At 45.5% G+C, this 20,620-nt stretch carries 24 protein-coding genes and 3 tRNA genes; 11 read left to right on the forward strand and 16 right to left on the reverse strand.

What is annotated here, in order from left to right; all coding sequences use genetic code 11:
• Positions 1–5: 5 nt before the first annotated feature.
• Positions 6–743 carry a BtpA/SgcQ family protein gene (locus ARCVE_RS08570; RefSeq protein WP_013684380.1) on the forward strand — a complete coding sequence of 246 codons (738 nt, stop codon included), beginning with the start codon at positions 6–8 and terminating at the stop codon, positions 741–743.
• 94 nt (positions 744–837) lie between these two features.
• A tRNA-Arg gene (locus tag ARCVE_RS08575) sits at positions 838–909 on the forward strand.
• 161 nt (positions 910–1,070) lie between these two features.
• On the opposite strand, the gene ARCVE_RS10860 is transcribed toward ARCVE_RS08575, so the two are convergent.
• From ARCVE_RS10860 to ARCVE_RS08600, 5 genes are all read right to left on the reverse strand, one after another.
• Entirely contained in the window at positions 1,071–1,493 is a 423-nt protein-coding gene (locus ARCVE_RS10860; RefSeq protein ID WP_013684381.1) for an OsmC family protein, read from the reverse strand.
• A 58-nt stretch (positions 1,494–1,551) separates the two neighbouring features.
• The gene (locus tag ARCVE_RS08585; protein ID WP_013684382.1) at positions 1,552–2,370 is read right to left on the reverse strand and encodes a DMT family transporter; all 819 of its coding nucleotides are present in this window, start codon (positions 2,368–2,370) and stop codon (positions 1,552–1,554) included.
• A gap of 356 nt (positions 2,371–2,726) precedes the next feature.
• Positions 2,727–2,810 (reverse strand) — tRNA-Leu (locus ARCVE_RS08590).
• A 301-nt stretch (positions 2,811–3,111) separates the two neighbouring features.
• A complete protein-coding gene (locus ARCVE_RS08595) occupies positions 3,112–4,020 on the reverse strand; it encodes a hypothetical protein (RefSeq protein ID WP_013684383.1) in 909 nt (302 codons plus the stop codon).
• A 508-nt stretch (positions 4,021–4,528) separates the two neighbouring features.
• The gene (locus tag ARCVE_RS08600) at positions 4,529–5,245 is read right to left on the reverse strand and encodes an integrase (protein WP_048085924.1); all 717 of its coding nucleotides are present in this window, start codon (positions 5,243–5,245) and stop codon (positions 4,529–4,531) included.
• A 142-nt stretch (positions 5,246–5,387) separates the two neighbouring features.
• On the opposite strand from ARCVE_RS08600, the gene ARCVE_RS08605 reads away from it, so the two are divergent.
• The 4 genes from ARCVE_RS08605 to ARCVE_RS08620 all read left to right on the forward strand — a co-directional run bounded on the left by ARCVE_RS08605 (position 5,388) and on the right by ARCVE_RS08620 (position 7,820).
• Positions 5,388–5,744: a hypothetical protein gene (locus tag ARCVE_RS08605; protein WP_013684385.1), complete on the forward strand. Its 357-nt coding sequence runs from the start codon at positions 5,388–5,390 to the stop codon at positions 5,742–5,744.
• 1 nt (position 5,745) lies between these two features.
• Positions 5,746–6,711 (forward strand): ATP-binding cassette domain-containing protein, encoded by a 966-nt coding sequence (locus ARCVE_RS08610; RefSeq protein ID WP_013684386.1) that lies wholly within the window; start codon positions 5,746–5,748, stop codon positions 6,709–6,711.
• Positions 6,678–7,457, forward strand: a complete 780-nt coding sequence (locus ARCVE_RS08615) for an ABC transporter permease (protein WP_232215792.1) — start codon at positions 6,678–6,680, stop codon at positions 7,455–7,457. The genes ARCVE_RS08610 and ARCVE_RS08615 overlap by 34 nt, the downstream gene beginning before the upstream one ends.
• A 63-nt stretch (positions 7,458–7,520) precedes the next feature.
• Positions 7,521–7,820 carry a hypothetical protein gene (locus tag ARCVE_RS08620; protein WP_013684388.1) on the forward strand — a complete coding sequence of 100 codons (300 nt, stop codon included), beginning with the start codon at positions 7,521–7,523 and terminating at the stop codon, positions 7,818–7,820.
• Between the two features lie 46 nt (positions 7,821–7,866).
• Here the strand turns inward: ARCVE_RS08620 and ARCVE_RS08625 are convergent, their stop codons facing one another.
• The 3 genes from ARCVE_RS08625 to ARCVE_RS08635 all read right to left on the reverse strand — a co-directional run bounded on the left by ARCVE_RS08625 (position 7,867) and on the right by ARCVE_RS08635 (position 11,379).
• Positions 7,867–8,070, reverse strand: coding sequence for a TRAM domain-containing protein (locus tag ARCVE_RS08625; RefSeq protein WP_013684389.1), 204 nt, complete (start codon positions 8,068–8,070; stop codon positions 7,867–7,869).
• Between the two features lie 191 nt (positions 8,071–8,261).
• Positions 8,262–8,687, reverse strand: a complete 426-nt coding sequence (locus tag ARCVE_RS08630; protein ID WP_013684390.1) for a chemotaxis protein CheW — start codon at positions 8,685–8,687, stop codon at positions 8,262–8,264.
• A gap of 22 nt (positions 8,688–8,709) precedes the next feature.
• A complete protein-coding gene (locus tag ARCVE_RS08635) occupies positions 8,710–11,379 on the reverse strand; it encodes a methyl-accepting chemotaxis protein (protein ID WP_013684391.1) in 2,670 nt (889 codons plus the stop codon).
• Between the two features lie 314 nt (positions 11,380–11,693).
• Here ARCVE_RS08635 and ARCVE_RS08640 point away from each other — a divergent pair.
• Positions 11,694–11,765 (forward strand) — tRNA-Ala (locus ARCVE_RS08640).
• Positions 11,766–11,859: 94 nt separating this feature from the next.
• Here the strand turns inward: ARCVE_RS08640 and ARCVE_RS08645 are convergent.
• From ARCVE_RS08645 to ARCVE_RS08680, 8 genes are all read right to left on the reverse strand, one after another.
• Positions 11,860–12,099 (reverse strand): type II toxin-antitoxin system HicA family toxin, encoded by a 240-nt coding sequence (locus tag ARCVE_RS08645; protein WP_013684392.1) that lies wholly within the window; start codon positions 12,097–12,099, stop codon positions 11,860–11,862.
• Positions 12,096–12,317, reverse strand: coding sequence for a type II toxin-antitoxin system HicB family antitoxin (locus tag ARCVE_RS08650; RefSeq protein ID WP_013684393.1), 222 nt, complete (start codon positions 12,315–12,317; stop codon positions 12,096–12,098). Before ARCVE_RS08650 ends, ARCVE_RS08645 begins: the two co-directional genes overlap by 4 nt.
• 24 nt (positions 12,318–12,341) lie before the next feature.
• Positions 12,342–12,830 carry a hypothetical protein gene (locus tag ARCVE_RS08655; RefSeq protein WP_013684394.1) on the reverse strand — a complete coding sequence of 163 codons (489 nt, stop codon included), beginning with the start codon at positions 12,828–12,830 and terminating at the stop codon, positions 12,342–12,344.
• Positions 12,831–13,350: 520 nt separating this feature from the next.
• Complete coding sequence (locus ARCVE_RS08660) at positions 13,351–14,454, reverse strand: SufB/SufD family protein (protein WP_013684395.1); 1,104 nt, start codon at positions 14,452–14,454, stop codon at positions 13,351–13,353.
• Positions 14,418–15,188 (reverse strand): ABC transporter ATP-binding protein, encoded by a 771-nt coding sequence (locus ARCVE_RS08665; protein WP_013684396.1) that lies wholly within the window; start codon positions 15,186–15,188, stop codon positions 14,418–14,420. Before ARCVE_RS08665 ends, ARCVE_RS08660 begins: the two co-directional genes overlap by 37 nt.
• A gap of 38 nt (positions 15,189–15,226) precedes the next feature.
• Positions 15,227–15,859: a hypothetical protein gene (locus ARCVE_RS08670; RefSeq protein WP_013684397.1), complete on the reverse strand. Its 633-nt coding sequence runs from the start codon at positions 15,857–15,859 to the stop codon at positions 15,227–15,229.
• Between the two features lie 53 nt (positions 15,860–15,912).
• Complete coding sequence (locus ARCVE_RS08675) at positions 15,913–16,545, reverse strand: hypothetical protein (RefSeq protein ID WP_013684398.1); 633 nt, start codon at positions 16,543–16,545, stop codon at positions 15,913–15,915.
• Between the two features lie 28 nt (positions 16,546–16,573).
• Positions 16,574–16,984, reverse strand: a complete 411-nt coding sequence (locus ARCVE_RS08680) for a PepSY domain-containing protein (protein ID WP_048085928.1) — start codon at positions 16,982–16,984, stop codon at positions 16,574–16,576.
• A 56-nt stretch (positions 16,985–17,040) separates the two neighbouring features.
• Here ARCVE_RS08680 and ARCVE_RS08685 point away from each other — a divergent pair, with 56 nt between their 5' ends.
• The 4 genes from ARCVE_RS08685 (at position 17,041) to ARCVE_RS08700 (ending at position 20,618) form a co-directional block, all read left to right on the forward strand.
• Positions 17,041–17,526 carry a hypothetical protein gene (locus ARCVE_RS08685; RefSeq protein ID WP_013684399.1) on the forward strand — a complete coding sequence of 162 codons (486 nt, stop codon included), beginning with the start codon at positions 17,041–17,043 and terminating at the stop codon, positions 17,524–17,526.
• Positions 17,527–17,992: 466 nt separating this feature from the next.
• Entirely contained in the window at positions 17,993–19,063 is a 1,071-nt protein-coding gene (wtpA, locus tag ARCVE_RS08690; RefSeq protein ID WP_013684400.1) for a tungstate ABC transporter substrate-binding protein WtpA, read from the forward strand.
• Positions 19,060–19,869: an ABC transporter permease gene (locus ARCVE_RS08695; RefSeq protein ID WP_013684401.1), complete on the forward strand. Its 810-nt coding sequence runs from the start codon at positions 19,060–19,062 to the stop codon at positions 19,867–19,869. The genes wtpA and ARCVE_RS08695 overlap by 4 nt, the downstream gene beginning before the upstream one ends.
• A gap of 5 nt (positions 19,870–19,874) precedes the next feature.
• Positions 19,875–20,618 (forward strand): ATP-binding cassette domain-containing protein, encoded by a 744-nt coding sequence (locus ARCVE_RS08700; RefSeq protein WP_013684402.1) that lies wholly within the window; start codon positions 19,875–19,877, stop codon positions 20,616–20,618.
• The last annotated feature ends 2 nt before the right edge of the window (positions 20,619–20,620 follow it).

Raw genomic sequence — 20,620 nt, forward strand, 5'->3', positions numbered from 1 at the left:
AGAGTGTGAGGATAATTGGTGTCCTCCATCTTCTTCCCCTTCCGGGCTCACCCCTTTACCTCTCGTTTGAAGAGGTAATGGATGTTGCATTGCGTGATGCAAAATCCCTTGTAGAGGGTGGCGTAGATGCGATAATCGTTGAAAACTACGGTGACATGCCTTTTCTGCCTGAAGTTGGCAAAGAGACGGTTGCAGCCATGACTGCTATCGCTCTCGAGGTTAAAAGAGAGATAGGGATTCCAATTGGCATAAACGTGCTCAGGAATGACGCAATTGCGGCACTCGCAATAGCAAAGGCTGTAAAGGCAGATTTCATAAGGGTAAACCAGCTCTTTTTCTCCTCCCTGATGCCTGAGGGCTGGGCAGATGGAAAAGCCGGAGAGGTAATGCGATACAGGAAAGCAATAGACTGCAAAGCAAAGGTTTTTGCCGACGTTTCTGTCAAGCATGCATTTCATTTTGTGTCCATTGAGGATTACATGGAAAACGTGGGGAGAAGTCTTGCTGATGCAGTAATCGTCACGGGAAGTGCTACTGGCAAACCCGTGAATGTTGAGGAGCTTGCAAAGGTCAAAAAACTCTCTCCAGTTCCCGTTTACGCAGGGAGCGGGATTACGCCAGAGAACGTTGCTGAAGTTATGAAGTATGCAGACGGAGTGATCGTGGGGACATACTTCAAAAAAGATGGCAGGGTTGACGTTGAGAGAGTCAAGAGACTCGTGAGGGCTGCCAGCAGAGTTTAGTCAGCGGCTGTATGAGACCTTCAACCTTTCTGCCGAAATCCTTTTCTATCCCTCGACAAAGGGGGTGTTTGCCTGCTGTCTTTGAATTGCATGGGCCCCGGTGGGGTAGCGGATATCCTTGGGGGCTGCGGACTCCCAGACCCGGGTTCAATTCCCGGCCGGGGCACTTGACTTTTTATCCAATGCCCATCACTTTCACAGCACTCTGCTCTCTTTTAAACGAGAAGTTCAAGGTGGTTTTTGATGCCGCTATTGACATTCAGAACTACGCTTTTGAGAGAACTATTGCTTGAGGAGTCTAACCTGCTCAAAAGAACCAGATAAAAATCAAAACACAGAACGAACCTCACACGCACATCTCAGTATGCTGGATATCTTGCACGTTTCTTCTGCGGCTTTGATCAGTTTTTCCTTGTCTTCCTGGCTGAGTTTTCCGTCAATGTGGACGTTAACCGTAAACTTCCACTCCACGTCTCCGCAAAGCCTTTCCACCTTCACGTCCAGCCTGAGCTCTGTAATCTCGATACCCTGCAGCTTTGCAATAGTCAGAATCGTCGTTCCCATGCATCCGCCCAGAGATGTGAGCAGCAGCTCTGTTGGCTTGAAGCCTGTGTTGTCTCCTCCTTCATCCACCTTCTGGTCGATCACGACGGAATGCTCCCTCGCAGTACCAACGAACTGGAATTTTTCGATCCATTTTACCGTAACCTCACTCTCCCCTCCAGACGCGCAGCATGCATGTTTGCCCATATTTTCACACTCCCAAGATTTCGCGCACGTCCAAATGTATATGGCCAAGTTGTTGATATTACCTGTGCCTCAAAGAAACAACAACAACTGCGATGATTATCAGAAGTGCTCCGGCATACTGCAAAATACTCAGATGTTCTGCAAGTATCACAGCAGCGAACACATGTGAGAAAACACCCTCCATGGACAGAATGACCGCTGCATCAGATGGTTTCGTGTATCTCTGCAGCCAGTTCTGGAGCATCTTGGCAACGAAGGTGGCGAGAAAGGCTGTAATGAGAAGTGCGTAAACCACATCCGTGTTGAACTCAAACCTCGTCGTTGTGATTATGGCCAGAGGGGCAGACAGTACTGCAACGGCGAAAATCTGCCAGAATGCAAGCATGGTTGGATTTCTGAGTCTTGAGTAGTGGGATATCATCGCTATCTCCGTGGCGAAGGCAAGGGCACACGCCAGAAGCAGCACATCACCTATGTTAAAGCCAGAATAGCCAGAAAGCAGATAGATTCCCACAAAAGCCATAGTTACACCGAGAGCGTCCCTTCTATCAACGGGAATCCTGTAGAGAATATATGCAACAACAGGTGTGAGCACGACGTAAACTGAAGTTATAAATCCAGCATTCGTGGCGGTCGTGTACTCAAGCCCAACTGTCTGAAACGAGTAGCCGAGAAAGACCATAACTCCTATCTTAAATCCATCCACAAAACCTTCTTTTTTAAGAAATGGGATAAAAAACAAACACGAGATAAAAAAGCGAACTGTATTGAAGGCAAAGGGAGACATACTGTCAAGAGCGATCTTAACGACGGGAAACGTTGAACCCCAGATGAGAGCAACAATGAGAAGTCCAAGATCAGCGTACAGCCTTTTCATCAGCCGGCCTGAAAAATCCAGAAATAAAAATTTAGTTTGAGTATCTTTGGCAAGCTTCTTTGCAGTCTCACTGGACGTCGATTCCATCTCCGCCGGGATTTGATAAAAATAAGAGCGAAAACCTTCCAGCACGAATGATCCAAACAAAATCGAACGGGGGAGGGACTCAAACCGCACCTGCAGTCAGCTGCACCAACAAAATGAGGTATTTCGCTTTGCTCAATACCTCCTTAAAGTCATTTTGGGATAAAATTTCGAAGAAACATGCGGGGGGAGGGATTTGAACCCGCACCTGCAGTCAGGTGCATCAACAGAATGAGGTATCTTCGATACCTCCTTGATGGTTGTATAAAAGATGCGGGGGGAGGGATTTGAACCCTCGGACCCCTACGGGACCAGACCCTGAATCTGGCGCCTTTTCCTGACTCGGCAACCCCCGCCCGAGATATCGGAAGTATGGCTACCAATTCGGCCGGTTCTTCGAACAGGACTGATACCCTGTCAACGAAATCACTCATGTTGTTGGTCTTCTGGCGTAGAGCTTTGATGACTTCAGGGCTTAGAGTGAACGTTATCCGCGGCCTATTTCGGTTGGCGTCGCTTTTCTTTAGTTTTTTGGTTTGTGTCATGACACGTCTTGACTTGTCCTCATGCATATGTTTGGTGTTCTGTTTTTAGTATTTATGGTTAGTAGATTAGGGACAAAATTAATGAGTTTAAGTACTAACATAGGATAGAACACTACTTTTTCTCAGAATCTAGAGAAACTTCTGATTTTATGGCCAGAAAACTAATCGAATCCCAAGGTACTAAGAACTTTTCACCTCTGTCATTTTCAAGCTTCAATATCTTTCTATCGTAAATATCTATTAACCTTCCTGAGATTTTCTCCGATTCGTTAGAAAAGATTGTTATTTCTGTTTTTCTAACATAGTTTTCATTCAGCTTACTTCTGAGGTAGTTGATAACAGTTCCTCGAGTATTGCGAGGCCAATAAAAAGGTACAACACCAGAAATTAGAATGATAAAAACCAATATAGACAATACAATTGTGTAGTTCTTCAAAGTCATAATGAAACTAAAAGCTGTTTTGTCCTCTATAGAATTAAACAAATAAACGACAAACGATAACAAAAAGACTATCACAAACAGAGTAATACCATAGCTAAGATGACTAGAAAGAAGAGAATATAAGGTCAGTTTTCTCAGTTTTTCAACTAAACTATCCGAAAACCTTTCAGAACTGATTATTTCTTTTATTTTACTATTTAAATAAAATACCAGAACAACAACAAATACTGCAAGTATGTACACAACTAAAAGCATTGCAGAAAATCCAAAATGGAACGATGCAGCAACCAGAATCCCAGATATCAGATATGAGAACACTAACAAAGCATACTGTAACTTTAGGGATGGATAAACAAACCAATTAAATGTCGTTATTGCTTTTGCCAAGTTTTCGTCTATTTCAGCTAGATACCCAATCCAGAAATTCCTTGCCCTTCTATCCTTTTTGATTCTTTCGTATAAATCCACGATAGTATTAACAACACCAATTCCTATAACCACTATCAAAACAACGTTCCTTGTTTCCTCAGGAACAAATTCTATGAAGCTTTCAAACAATAAATCGAACCCAACTGGCATTGTCTTAATTGGCAATTCTGCTTATTTTAACTTTTCCTAATAAAAACCAAGAGAAGTAGTATGAATGTTTCCAAATTTCTCGAAGAGTTTCATCATTAGTCAAAAACTGGTTGAAACTATTCAAAAACTACCCAAAGTTGATCTAACTTACTAATCTTAAATATCTGGTATACCGGTGGTTTACCATGACTATGCATGTTATAAGCTGTAAAATTGATGAAGACACATTTAAACGGCTCGAAGAGATGAGAAGGAAAGTAAACACGAGCAAAAGCGATTTTCTGAGGACGATCATTCAGAAGGCATTTGAAAACTATGAAAACGGAAGGCTAGCGGAAGTAAACGACGAAGACAGTAAGGCTGAGATTGCTGAAAGTTTTACATCCGTTAAACCTGTGCCTGCCATCGAAGTTAAAGAGCCTGAACATTTTATCATCAAATCGCCTAAAGACATTGAGGAAGTCAAAGATTCTGAGTCTAAGCTGGTAGAGCCAGAGAAAGTTGAGGCTTATGAGCCAGATTTCGATGAAGATTTAGAAGATTCGGAAATAGCCAGATATGAATGTGGGAATTGTGGATACAAATTTGGCGATCTGCCAACTCTCTTGTACATCGCCAGAAGGTCATAACGTGCAATTCCTAAATCTGGAAGTATCGTTAACTCCTTTGGATTAAAGTTTTTAAGGAGTTCAACGGCTTCACTAAGCCGTAAGCCGGAGTAAGCAAGAAGCTTAATCATTAGTCTCTTCTTTTCGTCTTTAACCTCTTTGAGAGCTTCGATAATTTTCTCTGTTGTCGTGAACGCTTCACTGGCTGGTCTTATTCCTGATTTAGGAATCTTTATAACGGCCTGAAAGTCAATAAGCTGACTCTTCGTCCTCTTTCCAGTTTCGATAAGGAACTTCATGAAGTCTTTGATTGCCACTTTCGAAGTCTTTGGCTCATCCTTGAAAATCTCATAAAGCTTTTGCGGAGAATTGATTTTCTTCCCTTTTAGAAGTTTATCCAGCTTTCCAGCGTACTCTTTCCAGTTTTTAAGCTTCTTCTCTTCTCTCATCCAGTGGACGAACTCATCTCTGTATCTATCGTAATCTATAATTGCCTCCGAAATTTTACCAGAAGCTGTTTCAAGCCTTTCTGGAGAAAATCCACCATCAAAAATCGAGACCCTGAATCTGGCGCCTTTTCCTGGCTCGGCAACCCCCGCTTTAAGGACAACATTCATTAATGGCTGAATATCGGCAGTTCCATGCTCAGACTCCTGTAGGAAAATCGATTTATAGTATTTATGGTTGATGGCACCAGGATGGTCTGCTGCAAGATGGAAGAATAAGGTTTATATTCAGTCAAATACCATACAGGCTTAGATGGATAATCCCGGCTACGAGCAGGTGCTCTGCGGGCCCCCTCACCTCGTCAGGCTTGCAGAGTTAATTTACCAGATGCTGGTTTCCAAGTACAGTTTAGAGGAAATAATGGCGCTGGTAGCGAAACATAGGAATAAAATGATGTTCATCGTAACGTCAAGAAGCAATCCGGGGAAAGTCAGCCTCGTAATCGACATGGAAGGCAAATATCGCTATTCTTCCGGTGGTCTTCTTTTCATTCCTGTTCCCAAAAAGTTTGCTGTTCTTGAGCCTGACAAACACTATTTCGAGCAAACTCTGAAGGCAAACATACTTCTTGCAGTCCTGGGCGTAGACGAAAAAGAGCTCCATCGCTAACATGGCTGCCATCTCGGTCCAGCGCCTTACGAAGGACTTCAACGGGTTCAGAGCAGTAGATTCCGTAAGCTTTGATGTTTTTGAAGGGGAAATTTTCGGTCTTCTCGGCCCAAATGGGGCAGGAAAAACCACAACCGTAAAGATGCTCGTTACTCTCCTCAAGCCAACATCCGGAAGGGCTACCGTTGCGGGATATGATGTTGTCAGGCAGGCAGATGAAGTGAGGAAAAGAATTGGTATCGTTTTTCAGGAGCCTACTCTCGATTTAGAGCTGACGGCAAAGGAAAACCTCGACTTCCACGGCAGACTCTACGGGATGAGTAAGGAGGAAAGGAGAAAGAGGATAAAAGAAGTTCTCGAGCTTGTTGAACTTGAGGATAGGGCTAACGTTCAGGTTAAGAAGTTTAGTGGCGGGATGCAGCGCAGACTTGAGATTGCAAGGGGCCTCATGCACGAGCCCGAGATACTCTTCCTTGACGAACCAACCCTTGGCCTCGATGCTCAAACAAGGAGGAAGATATGGGAGTACATTGAGAGTTTGAAGAGGAAAGGAGTCACGGTAGTGCTCACAACACATTACATCGAGGAGGCAGAAAGACTGTGCGACAGAGTAGCCATAATCGACTCCGGGAAGATTATAGCCCTCGGTACGCCAAATGAGCTCAAGAGGTCGATAGGTGGCGACATGCTTACGTTCGAGATTGAAGGGAGCGAGAAAGGTGTAAACTTCGATATCGGTATTGCAGAGAATGTCATCATTCAAAATGGCGTGGTTGAGATGACCGTTAAAAATGGAGAAGAAACTATTCCTGTTGTGATAGAGCACCTACAGCGCGAGGGTGTTAGGATAAAGTCCGTGAACCTCAGAAGGCCGACACTCGAGGACGTTTTCATCAACCTGACAGGGAGAAAGATGAGGGAAGACGGAGAAGAGTGGAAGTTCTGGCTCAGGATGAGGAGAAGATGAAAGACCTGCAGGGCGTGTACGTACTCTGGCTTAGAGATATGAAGAGATACGTCAGGGCGAGGAGCAGGTTATTTGGTTCCCTCGGAATGCCCCTTTTCTTCCTCATATCCTTCAATCTTGGTTTCAGGAGGGCACAGATTCCATCTTTGAACATATCCTACACTGATTTTCTCGCACCCGGCGTGGTGGCCATGGTCGTGCTTTTTACAAGCGTGTTCTCAGGCGTTTCAGTTGTCTGGGACAGACAGTTTGGCTTTTTGCGTGAGATAATGGTCGCTCCCATAAGCAGAACCGCCATTGCGCTCGGCAGGATTCTCGGCGGGGCAACGACGGCAGTAGTGCAGGGCTGGATAATGCTCGTCGTGAGTCTCGCGATAGGTTTCGTGCCCCACTTTGCCGGGCTGCTTCCTGCAACACTTTTCATGATGCTTACAGCCATAGCTTTTACGGGTGTGGGAGTTGCTATTTCAACGTTGATGAAGGACATCCACGGATTCCAGATAATCATCAATTTCTTCGTCTTTCCAGTTTTTCTGCTGTCTGGAGCGATCTTTCCAGTTAAAGAGTTGGGGAATGCCGCATTTCTTGCCATGATTAATCCCCTGAGCTACGGCGTTGACGGTATAAGATGGAGTCTAACAGGTTACACTGAAATGGGCCCTCTGCACGATCTATTTGCTCTCACCGCGTTTTCCATCGCCATAGTACTGCTTGCGAGCTTTCTTTTTGAGAGGACGGAGGTTTAATGGGGTTAAGCATATCACGGCTAAGTTCAAAAATATTTTATATTTGACCGACTATCACACTCTATGGTGTTGAGGAAGTTGAGACAGGAGGCCGAAATTGCTCTCAGACACCTCGAGGTTCTTCAGGCTGTGCTCGACAACCAGCCCATAGGGATTTTCAAGCTTGCAGAACTGATGGACATGCCAAAGCACAAGATTCGCTACTCACTAAGGGTTCTTGAGCAGTCCGGAATCATAGAACCCACACAGTATGGAGCAATCGTAAGGGATGATGCGGATAGGGTATTCGATAACCTGAAGAGAGAAATTAAAGAGATAAAAGAGTATGTAGATAGAATGGATGAAATAATACAAAAGCTATAAAAAATCTGTTAAAATTTAAAATTTCAACTCTATGCTAATGGTTCTTTTACTCGACAACTTCAGCAAAAGCGTACTTTCTGAGAACCTTCGTCACTCTCACAGTTACGTCGTCGCCAACCCTCGTACCGGGGACGAAGACGACGAAGCCACTAATTCTTGCTATTCCGTCTCCACCACTACCCAATGCCTCAATTTTTACCTGTCTGATATCTCCGACCTCTACGGGAGGTCTTCTTCCAAATTCTTCCAAACTTCGCACCTCCAAACTTAATTTCACTACCTCTTGTGCCCGACTATTTAATCTTTTTGGCTGAGATAACAATCTGTCATCTCTCCTTATACTGTAACCCCAACGAATTTCCGAGACCGTAGCGTAGGGTGAAAGCTCGTGGCATTTGGATATTAAAAAATAGAAATTAATAAAAATATCTTAAAAACCATCTAACTTCCCTGAACGAGCTTCTCCACATCGAGCCAGAGGATTAGCTCCACTCTGTCATTTATCCTGTCCTTTATTATGGCCTTTGCATATTCGCCAAGCTCCGTTGCATCTTCGAGCTGATCTGGCAGAACGTCGTCTACTGAAATCACCTCGTCAACCTTAATGCCGACGCTCTTGCCAACGTCAAGCACTATTATTCGCTGCTTGTCCTCGTTAACCTCCGAGGAGTCCACGTTGAGCAGAACCTTTGGGTCTATTATCGTACAAACTTCTCCCCTCAGATCCATGATTCCCTCCACATGCGGAGGAGCATTGGGTATCCGCGTAATGTTCTGCACCTTCACGACTTCCTTGACATCGTTGACGGAAATTGCAAAGTAGCCATTTCCGAGTTTAAACTTGACGACCTTATCAATCCCGGCCATGGCTGTTTTCACCCTTCAGTACTTACTCCACTTTAAAGCGCTGCACGATTTTAAGCAACCCTTCAGCCATCCTTGCAAGCTCTTCTGCTGCTCTCGTTATCTCGTCAATGCTCGAAGCCTGTTCCTCTGCTGCAGCGGCGGTGTTCTCAACTTCTCTGGCGTTCTCGAGGGCAACCTGGTAGACTCTGTCTGAGAGAGAAGCAAGGTTCTGTACAGCGTTGGCCTGGTCGTCCATGGCTCTCTTTATCTCTCTCATGCCTGTAGCCGTCTCTTCTATAACTTCCCTTATCTTCTCTATCTTCTCCACTATGTCGCTGACGCTTCTGACAGCGTTTTCTGTCTTCATGCTGGAGTTCTGGACAGATTCGGCAAGTTTGTGCATGCTGTCCTGTATCTCTTTAATGAGGGCTGCAATGCTCTTCGCAGATTCCTGAGTTTCATTTGCAAGCTTGCCAACTTCTCCGGCGACAACTGCGAATCCTCTGCCCTGCTCTCCAACTCTTGCTGCCTCTATGTTGGCGTTGAGTGCGAGCAATGAGGTCTGTTCTGCAATCTTTGTGATTATGTCCACTATTTCTCCAATCTGTTCTGCCTTCTTAACGAGTTCTTCGACTTCCTGCGTTACCAGCTGGTTGGCTTGAGCGAGGCTGTCCATGTTCCTTATAACGTTGTTTGAAGATTCTACACCCTCCATCGCTGCCTTTTCAGCTTCGGTTGCAATGTTGAGCACACTTTCAGCACTGCTTGCGGTCTCTTCCGTAATGCCTGAGATTTCTTCCATGAGCTTGTTCGCCTTTTCTATAAGGGAGGTTTGTTCTTCAGCTCCAGCTGAGATCTTCTGGGCCGATTCTGAGACGGACTTTGAGGCGGAGTTGATTTCTTCTATGCTTGCTGAGAGTTCTTCCGAAGCTGAGGATAGCTTGTTGACTGCCTCACTGAGATTCTCGATTATGCTTCTAAGTCCTGAACGCATGTCTTCGAATGCTTTGACGAGCCTGTCGAGGGCGTCGCCGTCTCTTGTCTCTATTGTGATCTCCTGGGTTAGATCTCCCTCTGCTGCAGCCTCGACTACTGGAAGCAAGGCGTTGACTACTCTTTCAACATACTCCTTCTCTTCTTTGATTTCTTTTTCTTTTTCTTTGAGGTCTGTTATATCTACAAGGAATCCAAGGGCTCCAATCAACTCGTTGTCAACGCGTATGGGTATTCCAGAAACGAGCAGGTATATTTTTCTTCCATCTTTTGTCTTTGCAGGCATCTCCTTTCCGATAATCTCTCTTCCAGTCTCGAGAACTTTCTCGGCTATAGTCTTGACACCGAGGACTTCAGATAACCTCTTTCCGATTATACTTTCCGCACTCTCGTAGCCAACAAAATCCTTTGCAAAAGCGTCGCTTGCGTATTTTATCACACCATTCGTATCAATGAAGTAAACGTAGCCCGGCCTCGGGAAGCCTTTGAACGTTTCGATGAGTTCTTTCTCCTTCCTCTTCTGCTCTGTGAGGTTTACAGTGTATTCAACAGCCCCGATTACCTCGCCATTCTCATCAAGGAGTGGGGTCGCCTTGTACATAATCGGTATCTCCCTGCCGTTGACTCTCGAAACGGTCTCTCCTTTCCTTGGTTCTTTATACATCATCGCCTGCTTGACTCTACATTCATCAGTACGGCAATGAGGCGTGTTAAAGAGCTGATAGCACTTCAGGCCGATGACGTCTTCCGGCTTCTTACCAGCAACTGCAGCAGCAGCCTCGTTTGCCATTTTAATTGTGAAATCTTTATCAACCCATATAACGGGCGTTCCGACTCCATTGAGGACATTCTGAATTTCTTCGCCCTTCTGCTTAAGTTCGTTGATCTTTTTCCTCAGATTTTCTCTCAATTTCAAACCAGCTTCAGTAAGCGTGTTCAGCTCTTTAACTGGGAACATTCTCTCTACGAATGACTGCCTGCTTACTTCAAGCTCAGCATCGAGGTTGCCTCCTGCCACGGCGGTCATGAACGTCGTAATGCTGCCTATACTGCGACCAACGCCCGTGATGAGCAACAACATTATGAAAAGAACTGCCAGCATTGCAATGAACATCAGCATGCTGAGACCTTTAGTAAAGGTCACTCTTTCCTGAGCATATTTAGCAACGGATTCATCCATGTTCTCATAGAAAGAGTGTATCCTTTCCACATTTTCATCGTTCGTTACGTAGTTATATGCATCGATGAACTTCTGATTTGGCATGCCGTTAACGGTCGGTGGCTCAGAAATCAAAACTTCGAGATTTCTCTCGTATACCCACCAATCACTCTTGTGGTCGTCAAGATTGCGTAAAACCTCGTCCGGAACAAATAGCGTGTTACCGCCAAGAATCGCATTGAAGTATTCTGCAACCATGTTTGGTGGTTTCGCCGATTCAAGCCTTGCGATGTTATCGTCGAACTTTGTCATCCACTCTCTTATGCTCTGTTTTGCGTTCTCGTCTCCATGGTAGAGTCTCACAGAATCAAAAGCCATCTGATGAATCGCAAGTGATTGTTCACCGACTATGCTCTCTACTACGAGGTGGTTGTGTTCTACTCCATCTATGTAAATGCAAAGACCCATATTCAGGAGAAATAGAAGCAGTATCAGCCCCATGCCGACTATTGCCCTCCCCCTCAGGCTCATCTCTTTCAGCGATAGCACCCCGTTACCCATAGCATCACCTCAGCTATAATTATTGTAATGACATGAGGTAGTATAAAAAGTTATCTCATAATTGTAATTAGCATAACTCAACCAGACAAACGATAAAAAGCAAACTGTTGAAGAACAGAAAAGTCAAAAATAGTCTAAAATAACAGAAAAAAGGAGAACATTCCGATATAAAGCAAGTATAGAAGAAAGCCGGTAGATTAGGAGGAGAGCTGGAGACTAACCACAAACAACACTTCAAAATTCTCCTACATCACAATACCAACCTAACTAAAACAGGGCAACATTTAAATTTCTGTACAATGCATGTACACCAAGGGCTCGTAGCTCAGCGGAAGAGCGCCGCCTTCGCGAGGCGGAGGCCGCGGGTTCAAATCCCGCCGAGTCCACTCGGGTACCTTACACTTCCGCTACTGTGGACACAGAAGCAATCTCATTTCGTCCACTGAACAAAAGAACAAAGAGATTCAGTTGACTGAACGCTTACCCAAACAGCTCTTTGATCAGCTCTTTTTTATCGACTCCAAGATGTTCAGCAACACCCCTCAGAATTGAGTTGAGCGTCCCGGGCTTTAACGCCCTGTGCTTCGGGATTGTTATGTGGTGCTCTCCTTCAAGCCTTGTTAGCCTCATGTGGCTCCCTGTCTGCCTCGTAACTACATAACCGTATTTTCTGAGGAGTCTGGCGAGTTCCTCTCCGCTCAGATCCCTTGGAAGTTTCATAGAGTTAAAACCTCTTGCCTGACTATGTGGAGTCTGATTATCTCTGGTCTTTCCTCTTCATCGAAGTGGCATTCCACAGCATCCTTCACCATTTCTCTTAGCTCTTCAATGGAATCAGCCTGAGTAAAGATTGAGTAGCCAAGAGCCTGAGCTGTGTAACCGTCATCGGTTTCCTCCACAAGAAAAATGATCTCGTTCAGTTTCTTTGTTTCCTGCATATTGTTAAATCTGATTTAGGGAGTTTAATACTTTTTGCAGAGGTTGACAAGCTCTTCCAGCCTAACCCCCTCAGGCACCAGGTTAACCTCCTTCCACGCTGCCATGTACTGCTCGTAGATCTCACTGGGGAGCTTCCCGTCATAGCTCTGGACGTCCAGGCTGCCAGTGTTGTGTGCCATGATGTAATCCCTTAGCCCTGGATGGACGGCTGGAACTACTCTACCATCGGGAAGCTGAACGGTCAGGACATTGTTGCACATCTGCTCGAAGAACTTGCGGAAGTGTCCGTATGCACCAGGTCTCTGGCCTGTATAGGCTGCGAAAAGAACACCGGCAATGTACTTCAGCTTAATTGGTAGGGGTACTGGGTAGTTCCATATTGCCTTAAGAACGTTCTCCACGTCTGGTTCCCTGATAAGGATAGTGTTGATCTTCTTGGTGGGTTTCTGAGGTCTTTCGAGAACCTCCTGGATATCTCTGAAAAATCGGTTTCTTGTCCTCTTATACAACATTCAAGGAAGTTCTTCGTGTTGTCGTGGAACTTGCACTGTGCCTGATAATCGTAGTTTTCCCGGTACCAGTTCTGGAATTCCATCAAGGTTTCACGGGAAATCATCCCGTTAGTTCTGCTGAGCAATTCCCGGTGGGCTTTGTCTATCCAGTACTGGCTTTTTCTGGATTTAACTCTGCTCAGCCTGTACTTCAGGTACTCTATGCTGAGGTCTGCATCCACTTTGAACGAATCCAGCTGCTCATTAAGCTGCATTCGCGAGGCGGAGGCCGCGGGTTCAAATCCCGCCGAGTCCACCTAATTTACATTTCTAATACACTCCTTTTCAGATTTTGGGATAAGTGTTGCAAAACTGCAGCTCATCTCGCACCTCAGCCCAAATTTTCATTTCTTTCTTCTTTGTCAATTTTATATTACATTCTGTAAGTGAGGATGATTGCAATAAAAGTATCCACGAGTGAGTATTTGAGGATGGTAAGGTTACCAAGTTCTCCGACAATCAACAGATAAATAACAAAAAACTAAACAGCAAGCTCACTCTCAACCAGACTTATCGCCTTGTCTATTTCCTTCTTGAGGAATTCAGGCAGACCTTTTATGTCGATTTCCATGAATCCTCTTATGATGGCTGACGTAGCCTCGTCCCTTGTCAACCCCCTTGCCATTAAGTAGAATATCTCCTCCTCAGCTATCTTGCCTATCGCAGCTTCGTGGCTTAAATCCACGTTTGGATACCTCGCTTCAAGCTCTGGAATCGCGTGAATCGCTCCCTTCTCAGATAGCATCAGCCCGCGGCACTCGAGGTGTCCCCTGACATTTGCAGCGTTGCCGACGATATGCCCCCTCGCAATAACGCTGCCACCCTTGCTTATCGTTCTCGAGAGGATATCAGCACTGCTGTTTTCGCCCTCAAGAACGGCCTTACTGCCCGCATCTACTATCGAACCCTCCGTTGCGAGGATTATACTGCTGAAGATCGCTGTGGCGTCCTTCTTAAGGTAGGCGGTGGGATACATCTGGACGAGCTTAACGGGACTCAGGAGAACGTAATTGCTTATGTAAACTCCTCCTTCCTCCACAATAGCCGCACTCCTCGGTCTTACTTCAATTCCAGAATCCCAGCTGTGTATCATTGTAAAGGTGAGCTTTGCGTTCTTCTTGACGAAAAACTCGGATATTCCAATGTGCATTCCCGATGCAACACCGGGATGTGAAGCACAGCCCGAGATTATGTTTATCTCCGACCCCTCTTCGGCAATTATGATGTTGTGCACCTTCTGCTTCCTGATTCCTCGCAGGTACAGGCATGCTTCGACGGGGATATCTACTTTCTTACCGGGCAGAGCCCTTATGAAGTAACCGTTGAAGTCCTCAGCAGCGAGTCTGGTGTACTCGTCCTGATCCTGCTTTACGGCCTTCCAGAGGTAGTCCTTAACCCAGTCGTATTTCTCCATTGCTTGCTTTATTCCCATGACCTCGACGCCGTCGAGCCACTTGAGCGAGAACTTTACGTCTTGGTCAACTTGAAGGAAAGTTGCAGATCTCTCGTCGGGACTGAGTTCAGCCCCAACGCTTTCGAGCCTTTTCTTTACTTCTGGTTCGAGTTCGGGAATTCTCTCAGACATCTCCTGACACACCCCTCATAGCCGTACTTGCTTATATCCTCGAGAATGTCGTATGGATTACCTATGCACGAAATCCGACCTTTGTACAGAATGACTCCATAATCCGCATCAACGTACTTGAGTATGTGGCCTGTATGAGTAATTAACAGGCCTGCTTTCTCTCTTTCCTCTGCAGGCTTGTCCCTTTCCAAGAGAACCTTTATCGCATCGCCGACGATGGATATATTCTCGAGGTCAACTCCGCTGTCTGGCTCATCGAGCATTATGAAGTCCGGATTCAACAACAGGAGTTGTAGAAGCTCGGAGCGCTTGACCTCACCACCGCTAAAGCCCAAGTTTATATTTCTGTTGAGCATTTCATCCATCTTCATCATTTCGGCATACTCGTAAATTTTCTCCTCGCTCTGCCCGCCTATGCGTGCGCAGTGCTTCAAAACATCTATGAGTTTCACGCCACTGACCTTTGGAGGATTCTGGAAGGCTATGCCCATCCCTAACCTCACACGCTCATCTGTCGGCAAATTCGTTACATCACGACCCTTGAAAATTATCCTGCCATCGTAAATTCTGTAATTCGGATTGCCGATTATCGCTGAAAGCAGGGAGGATTTTCCGCTTCCGTTTGGGCCGAAAAGAACGTAAGTTTGACCTTTTTGAATGTAGAGGTTAACGTTCTGGAGAACCTTTTTACCCCCAACCTCGACACCCAGATTGATTACCCTGAGAATGTCCATACTCTACCCTGTCTGCCTCTAATTAAAAACCTTTGGATTCAAGGTTTTGAGGACGAAGTTATATCCAACAGCTGATCGGGTTTTACGATGATCCCTGCCACAAAGCACCCGTCGTAGGCATAAATCAGCTCGCCGTTGGGCCTTTTCGCAAGCTTGGGAATTTTCAGCTCGATAGTTTTGATAACACGTTCTTCCCCAGGTTCTGGAAGTTTCGTGCTGTATCTGAGAACATATAGGCCGGGAGTGCTGAAGTTGAAAGGAATACTCTTTTCTTCCTTTTCGATTAACACACGGCTTGCGGTGTGAGTCCATTCAACCACTTTCAGCTCCCTTTCTTTCAACCCGCTTTCGTTAAGGTGAGATATCAGAATGCCCACGTTGAAGGAAATGGTATCGTTGGTTATCGTGACGTTTGGATAGTATTTGCCTTCACTCCCATTGTACTTTTCTCCTCTCACCACGCCTTCAGGATACTGAATCGAAGAAACCACCCAGGATCCATTTTTATAAACAACGTTGATGTCTCCTATTCTCACACAGTCGATTTCATCCAGACGATACACACGCTCTATGGTGGGACCTGTGTAGCCTGGTGAGTAAAGTAGAAGGAATGCGTCGATGAGAATGACAAATGCCAGCACGAGCAAAACGAATTTGACCTTTCTATCCAACGTACCACCTCTCTCGCCAAATCTAAGTACCCGCTCCCATCGTAAAGAACTTTTCAGTTCGCAGGATTCCGCGAAGTGTCCTCACAATCACCTTTCTTGACAACAATAGTTGCCACGAATGTCTTTTGCCAGGCGTAAGTCAGCTCACCATTTTTTTCTGCCAGAACTGGCGTTCTAAGCTCGATGCTTTTTATGATACTACAATTAACCGGTTTCGGAATGTCGGTGCTATATCTGAAGGTCTTAAGCCCAGTAGTATCAAAACTAACGAGAATATTCCTTTCTACCTTCTTGAAATCCTCCAGCGTATGGCTGGAGAAAGTCCGTTCGATTATTTTTAGCTCCCTCTCTCTTTTCCCAGTTTCATTAAGGTGGGTTATCAAAATTCCTATGTTGAAGGATATCGTATCGTTGGTTACGGTAATATTAGGGCTGTAATCACCACCGGTGTAGTTCTCCCCCCTCAATATACCTCCAGGATACTGAACCGACGAGAGTACCCATCCTCCATTTCTGTCTGTAATTATGACCTCTCCAATTCTCAAGACGCTGATCTCGTCCAGAGAGCGTACACGATCTGTAGTCGGTCCAGTATAGATCGGTGTATTGAGCAGAAGAGCCACATCCACAGAAATAAGTACTGCCAGTATAAGCAGGATAACCCTAACCCTACCATCCAAAGTCATACCATTCCCCAAAAAATAGGGAAATTTATCACATATAAGGACTTACCAGAAGGACTTCTCCCGACACCGCATCGACTACGACCAAGCCACCCTGCATTATGCCGTTCTCAGGTTCGCCCTCGACTTCCACAATCCACACGAGTTTTTGCAAGCCTTTTTCCGGATATTCAACGCTTAGCTTGGCTTTTGAATGCACGATCTTCTTAAGATCAAATTGCTTGGTAGCTATTTCTATAGCCTCCTCCTTTGAGATATTCGGCTTTAGCTGAATCTCAACTTGGCGGAGTATCCCCATGTAGGACATCACCTGGCCAGTATTTGGATTTACGGAAATCACAACTCTGTTCGGAGTTTCCACGCCGAAGAGCGTCTCGATCCAGATAAACTGGTACTCTTTCCCGACTCCGTGGTCGAGGAGCCTTGCTTCAACGAGCTTCATGTTGGGTGACAAAGTTTTCGGTGGTTTTATATCAAGGTTCAGCCTAAGGTAGTAGCATGAGAAAGATTTGGTTAGTTGGACTTTTTCTAACTACAATTTTCACTGCATGCGTAACTATCCCAACCCCAGAGCCTGAAAAAACACCACGCTTTATAACTCCAATACCCCCACAGGAGACCGTTCATAGGTTTGTTCGTTATTACAACGAGCGGAATTCTTCAATGCTTTACTCGCTTTTCTCTGAGAAAGTAAGGGCAAATCATACAGTGGAGGAGGTTGAAAATCATCTAAGGCTTGCAGAAGTTTATGGGGTTAAAATAGTTGAGTGGAAGCAGGTAGGCAAAGAAAGGATTCTTCATCCCTATAGATTTTTAAATGTAAGTTTTATACTACAGTTGGATGGAAATGTTAGCAACGTGACGGTTTTACTTCCAACAGTGTTTGAGAATGGAGATTTCTTGATTGACAAATGGATATTCAGGGAGTTGGGTTGGGAGGAAATAGTGATGGAGCAGGAGCAGCAAAAAAGTGTACGGCTTTAGTTGTTCCTATGCCGGAAACTCCATCTCAAGCTATTCCAGAAGCTAAATACCTCGGCAAAATCGTTTTTGTCAGGTACGCTGTCATTCACCAAATACTAACCGAAGTAAACGAGTCTATGCACATGATGCATGGAGATACCTTTGTCCCACGCTTTAAGCTTGGTTAGAGCCTTACCCGCTGATTAAAGTTCACAACTATGGAAGGGTTGACGCGTGGTGTACCAAGATAAGGTGATTTTAGCAAGTCTTTCTAACTTGATGTATTTTTGTTCTCATTTTGTCGTTAATCGCTATCAAAGACTCTTAGTAATAACTCAGGCTAAGCAGTATGACCACCTTTATCTATTTTTAAGCTCTTTTGAGATCGTTCGCCCTTCATCGAACGTTTTTCACTGAATTTGGGTGTGGAGGGTAGGATACGAAAGATTTATATCGTTATGTCTCAGCGGACATAACGGTGTGAAGTATGAGAGCATGTGTAATTGTGCTGCTACTTGTAATTGCTGCACTGCTTGCCGGATGTGCTCAGGACATTCAGGATGCGGAAAAGATGGCCAGCGATACCGGGCAAGCTTCCGGAAGTGAAAGCACTGAAAAGGTCGTTCTCAAAGTCTTTCATGCAGGCAGCTTAACCGAGCCCATGAAGGCCTTCAAAAAAGCCTTTGAGGAGAAATATCCAAATGTCGAGGTACAATGCGAGGCTGCTGGAAGTGCAGCGACGATAAGGAAAGTCACCGAGCTTGGCAGAACTGCAGACATCGTTGCTTCAGCTGACTACACACTCATACCAAAGATGATGTATCCTGAGTACGCGGACTGGACGATAATGTTTGCAAAGAATCAGATCGTGCTCGCGTACACAGATAAGAGCAAGTATGCAGACGAGATAAACTCGGAGAACTGGTACCAGATTTTAAGAAGGCCAGATGTTAAGTTTGGTTTCTCAAATCCGAATGACGACCCATGTGGATATCGCTCCCAGATGGTTCTTCAGCTTGCAGAGTTTTACTACAACGACTCAACGATTTACGACGACCTCGTTGCGAAGCACTCGAATTTAAAATTCGTGGAGGAAAATGGGACTTACGTGCTCAGAATGCCGAAATCGGAGGACATAAATCCTGACACAAGCAAACTGATGATTCGGAGCATGGAAATGGAACTGATTCACGGAATTGAAACTGGAGAGATTGACTACTACTTCATCTACCGCAGCGTTGCCCAGCAGCACGGCCACAAGTTCGTTGAGCTTCCACCACAAATAGACCTGAGCAGCGCCGAATATGCAGATATCTACAAAAAAGTAAAGGTCGTGCTGGCAAATGGTAAAGAAGTGGTGGGTAAGCCGATTATATACGGCATCACAATTCCAAAGAATGCGGAGCACAAAGACTACGCGAAGAAGTTCGTAGAGCTCGTGATAAGCGAGGAGGGACAGAAGATTCTCGAAGAACTTGGCCAGCCACCTGTTGTACCGGCTGGAGTGGACAATGCGGACAAGCTGCCAGAAAATCTGAAAAAGTACGTAAAACCATGAGGTTGAAGTTTTCTATATTTTTGGCAATTTTTTCATCCTTCATCGTGCTCTTCATTCTGCTGCCAATAGTTACAACGCTCTCTGCCCAATTTTACGACTTCGACGGACTTATAGAAGCGTTGGGAGATAGAGCAGTCTGGAACTCCATACTTTTGACGTACTATGCTGCCCTGATTTCGACGTTAATAGCGGTCATTTTTGGCACGCCCCTTGCGTATGCCCTCGCGAGGTACAGCTTTCCGGGCAGGAGCGTAGTAGAAGGTGTTGTTGATGTCCCGGTGGTAATTCCACACACCGTTGCAGGCATAGCGCTGCTTGCGGTCTTTGGCTCGAACGGACTCATCGGTAGCTTTTCACCTGTGAAATTCGTTGATGCGTTGCCAGGCATCGTTGTTGCAATGCTCTTCGTGTCCGTGCCCATCTACCTGAATACTGCAAGAGAAGGTTTCGCAAGCATTGACGTAAGACTTGAGCAGGTTGCAAGAACGCTTGGCGCATCGCCAGCGAAAGTCTTCTTTACAGTTAGTCTCCCCCTCGTTGTAAGACATATCGCAGCCGGAGCCGTCATGGCGTGGGCGAGGGCTATAAGCGAATTTGGGGCAATCGTCGTAATTGCCTACTATCCGATGGTCGCCCCAACGCTGATTTACGAGCGTTACATCTCTGCTGGCCTTTCAGCAGCGAGACCTATAGCAGTAATTCTGATTCTGCTGAGTCTGGCGGTGTTTGTAGTACTCAGGCTTCTATTGTGGGGCAGGAACAGTATCAAAGCCTATGGCGTCGGCAGAGGCAGGAATGGAGGGTAGGAGGTATGGGATTGGGGCAAACATTCCTTGAAGTGAACGCTGAAAAAGACTTTGGAAACTTCAAACTCGACGCGGAGTTCAGCATGGATAGGGGTTACTGCGTTGTTCTCGGTCCGACCGGAGCTGGTAAGAGCCTCCTGCTTGAAATTATAGCTGGAATTTTAATGCCAGACAGGGGGAAAGTAATTATAGATTGTGAGGACGTAACGGGGCTCCCACCGGAAAGGAGGGGTATAGGTTTTGTTCCGCAGGATTATGCGCTGTTTCCCCACATGAGTGTCTACGGGAACATTGCGTACGGTCTGAAGGCGAGAGGTGCTGACAAAAGTGATATCAGAAGTGCAGTCGAGGAAATAGCGGAAAATCTCGGCATTTCTCACCTGCTTGACAGGAAACCTGCAACACTCAGCGGAGGAGAAAAGCAAAGGGTTGCGCTTGCAAGGGCTCTCGTGATACAGCCCAAGCTAATTCTCCTCGATGAGCCTCTCGCAGCGGTAGATTTGAGAACCAAGGAGAAACTAATGAATGAACTGAAATTCGTTCACAGAGAATTTGGTATTCCCGTTATCCATGTAACCCACAGCTTAATTGAAGCTGCCACGCTTGCCGACGAGATAGCAGTTATGATGAATGGCAGGATTGTGGAAAAGGGTGATGCAAAGAAAGTACTTTCATCTCCAAGTAAGGAAGTTGCGGATTTTCTGGCGGTGAAAGGTTTATTTAAGAAACTGCTCGATATACTTGATTGAGC

The sequence above is a fragment of the Archaeoglobus veneficus SNP6 genome, from assembly GCF_000194625.1.
Lineage (GTDB): Archaea > Halobacteriota > Archaeoglobi > Archaeoglobales > Archaeoglobaceae > Archaeoglobus_C > Archaeoglobus_C veneficus.